Origin of the sequence: Xanthomonas sp. D-99 (assembly GCF_017746145.1) — a bacterium.
Lineage (GTDB): Bacteria > Pseudomonadota > Gammaproteobacteria > Xanthomonadales > Xanthomonadaceae > Xanthomonas > Xanthomonas cissicola.
Genome location: NZ_JAGHWU010000088.1, coordinates 1 through 2,569 on the forward strand (window position 1 = coordinate 1; position 2,569 = coordinate 2,569).

Here is a 2,569-nt window from a genome sequence, read left to right on the forward strand (position 1 = left end):
GTTGATCAGACCTTCCCTAAGTGACGGATCCGTTCTGTCTCAGTTGTTGTCTGGCTCGATCGACCTAACCCGGTTTGTTCTCCTCTGAAAATCAAAACTGCATCACGTAACGAAATCGCTGAGACGATTTGTCGGGTTGGCATGTTGCAGAAACTCAAAATCGCTGCACCAGAAAGTAATCGATTAAACATCGATAGAGATCTGGAATCACCTTCAACGCCGTATCTCATCGTCAAAAGCGCAAGCGATTATCTGCTGTTTGAGATGTTCGCAAATGCCACTGCGTGCTCTTTCAAAGCGCAGTACATCGCACTACAAACCGTGGCCGCTGATCGTCCTTGCACCATAAACTCACACTCAGGAGTGATCAAAATGATCCAGAAAAAAAACCGTCGTTGTGCGCTTGCGGCATGCAGCCTCTCGCTTGTGGCGATGGCGCTGTGCATGAGCGCAGCTGTTGCCGCAGCGGTGCCCGGGAAGGAAACGGTTACGTTGAGCCATGTCTTCGCCACGCTGCAGAACGGCCAGCAGGATCAGAAGCCCGAAGATGTTGCCGCGTGTCGCAAGCAGGTTGCGGAGCCGACGTCCAAATACCTGGGAGTGGCGGTCACCACCACCTATTCCATCGATGTGCAGTCGAAGATGATGAGCGCTTCGGCGTCGCTGCCATCGCCTGTTGCCACGCAGCCGCTGATGCTCACGGTGCCGCTGTCGCCGTTGGGGTTGTCTGGCGAGTATGCGTTTGGTGCGTTCCGGCCGAGCGCACTGCCCAATACCTATGTGCTGTTCTCGATCGGTCTGAATTTCAAGGGGCCCAAGTCGTCCGTGCTCGTGCTCAACAGCGACAAGCGCTACAACTGCCTGGTCACCAGCGATCCGGCGCCCTTCAAGGGAGCCTTGAGCAGCCAGCTTGGAAAGGACCAGGGGCGTTGATGTTGCAGCATCCCAGTCGCCGCCGTACGGGCCAGCCGACCAGGGCTTCAGCGCGTTCGGCCAACCTCTGCGCGGCGGCGTCACAGAGCAGGATGTGCCCAGCACAGGGCGCTGGCGATGGGCCGAGCGGGTGGCGTTGTTCGGGACGCCATATCCGAGCAAGCGGCGTGGCCGCCTGCCGCAATGTCTGGCGGGCAACCACCCCTCAGCGATACGGCCCCGGCCCACGCCAGACCGGTTCGCCCTGGCGGTAGACCTCCATCATGTTGATGACCTCGCGCGCGTCGCCGATGGACTTCAGCTCGGGCGAATCCGGTGGCAGCAGGCGGCATTTGCTGGAGCCGCGTTTGAGCGCGACATCCAGCGGGCAGATCATGCGTTGCTGGGTGCCGGGCAGGATGATGGCGATTTCCTGCATGCCTTGTTCTTTCCATGCGCGTAGCTGGGTTTCGCTGCGCACGTCGTAATAGACCTGGAAGCCGCCGATATCCAGGCTGGGCTGGGCGTTGTTGCGGTCGTTGCGGCGGCCCTGGCTGATGGTGGGGGTGTTGGCCATGCCGTCTTCGGCGCCGTCGGCGGGTTCGTCGAGCATGCCCGGCGGGCGGCCGGTCCAGGTGTCCGGGCGGCGCTGGGCGGATGCCGCCGGGGGGGCGGGCGGTTGCGGCGGCGTGGGCCGTTGCTGGCGACGCGGCTGGCGGCGTTCGGCCAGGCTGCCTTGCGCGGTATCGCCCTGCGGCGGCACCGGATTTTTGGCTTGCCGCACCAGCGTGGACTGTACCGGCGAGGCAGCCGGTGGCGGCTGCACGGGCGTGGGTGTCGGTGGCACCGGGGTAGGCGAGGGCACCGGCTCATCGGGCTGCGAGGTGTCGCCGACGAAATCCACCTTGATGCGTCCACCGCTGGCCGAGCCCTGCGGCGGGGTCATGGTGGGGGTGGAGGCCGACAGCAGGATCAGCAACATCAGCACGTGCAGCAGTGCGCTGATCAGCGCGGCAATCCACGGTTCGATGCGTTCGATCAGCGGCTCGGTGCGTGGCAGCCAGTCGCCGGCTTCCAGATGGATGTGCAACACCTGCAGGGCGCCGTCGCGCACGCGGTAGACCAGCACATACGGGGTTTGCTTGACCACCCATTCGCGGGTGCCGGGCACGCGGCCAGCGCGGCCACGGCCAGGTTGCTCGGCCAGCGTGCGGGTGGCTTCCAGCACCTGCCGCGCCAGCGCGGCAGCGGCGGTCGGGTTGAGCGCGTGGTAGTGATCCTGGGCGTGTGCAAGCTGCGTGGCGGCCGGGACGGTCCAGTCACGCCGTAACATCAACGCCCCATCTGGCGAACAGTGCGCTCATCTGTGCCGGAGCCGTCAACGCGCCCTGATCTGCAGCGGCAATCCCTTCCTGCACCGCGGCCTGGAAACTGGCGTCGGTCACGACGCGGACCACCTCGCCCCATCCAGCCGTCTCGGGCAGCGTGTCGATCAGCATATGGGCGTCTTGCTTGATGGCGGACATGGCACGGCGGTGGGGGAGCACTGCGCAAGTCTACCCGCGCCGCTCCTGTTCGCGTGTGGCAGGCGCTGGCGTCCTCGCGCGGCGTTCACCGGACAGGCGGCAAGCGCCTGCGCGGCAGCGGTCTGGGGTAG

General features: G+C 64.5%; 3 protein-coding genes. 1 reads left to right on the forward strand and 2 read right to left on the reverse strand.

Features of this window, described 5'->3' with window-relative positions:
* Nucleotides 1-444 precede the first annotated feature (444 nt).
* Nucleotides 445-933, forward strand: coding sequence for a hypothetical protein (locus tag J7360_RS19940; protein ID WP_057663976.1), 489 nt, complete (start codon nt 445-447; stop codon nt 931-933).
* Between the two features lie 205 nt (nt 934-1,138).
* Here J7360_RS19940 and J7360_RS19945 read toward each other — a convergent pair whose 3' ends face one another.
* Nucleotides 1,139-2,245 (reverse strand): type II toxin-antitoxin system RelE/ParE family toxin, encoded by a 1,107-nt coding sequence (locus J7360_RS19945; protein WP_057663950.1) that lies wholly within the window; start codon nt 2,243-2,245, stop codon nt 1,139-1,141.
* Complete coding sequence (locus tag J7360_RS19950; RefSeq protein ID WP_057663953.1) at nt 2,232-2,438, reverse strand: hypothetical protein; 207 nt, start codon at nt 2,436-2,438, stop codon at nt 2,232-2,234. Before J7360_RS19950 ends, J7360_RS19945 begins: the two co-directional genes overlap by 14 nt.
* Between the last annotated feature and the right edge of the window lie 131 nt (nt 2,439-2,569).

What these genes read in the sequence shown, in the direction of transcription:
- J7360_RS19945 (WP_057663950.1), bottom strand. Translation starts at nt 2,245, where the DNA reads ATGTTACGGCGTGACTGGACCGTCCCGGCCGCCACGCAGCTTGCACAC.
- J7360_RS19940 (WP_057663976.1), top strand. Translation starts at nt 445, where the DNA reads ATGAGCGCAGCTGTTGCCGCAGCGGTGCCCGGGAAGGAAACGGTTACG.
- J7360_RS19950 (WP_057663953.1), bottom strand. Translation starts at nt 2,438, where the DNA reads ATGTCCGCCATCAAGCAAGACGCCCATATGCTGATCGACACGCTGCCC.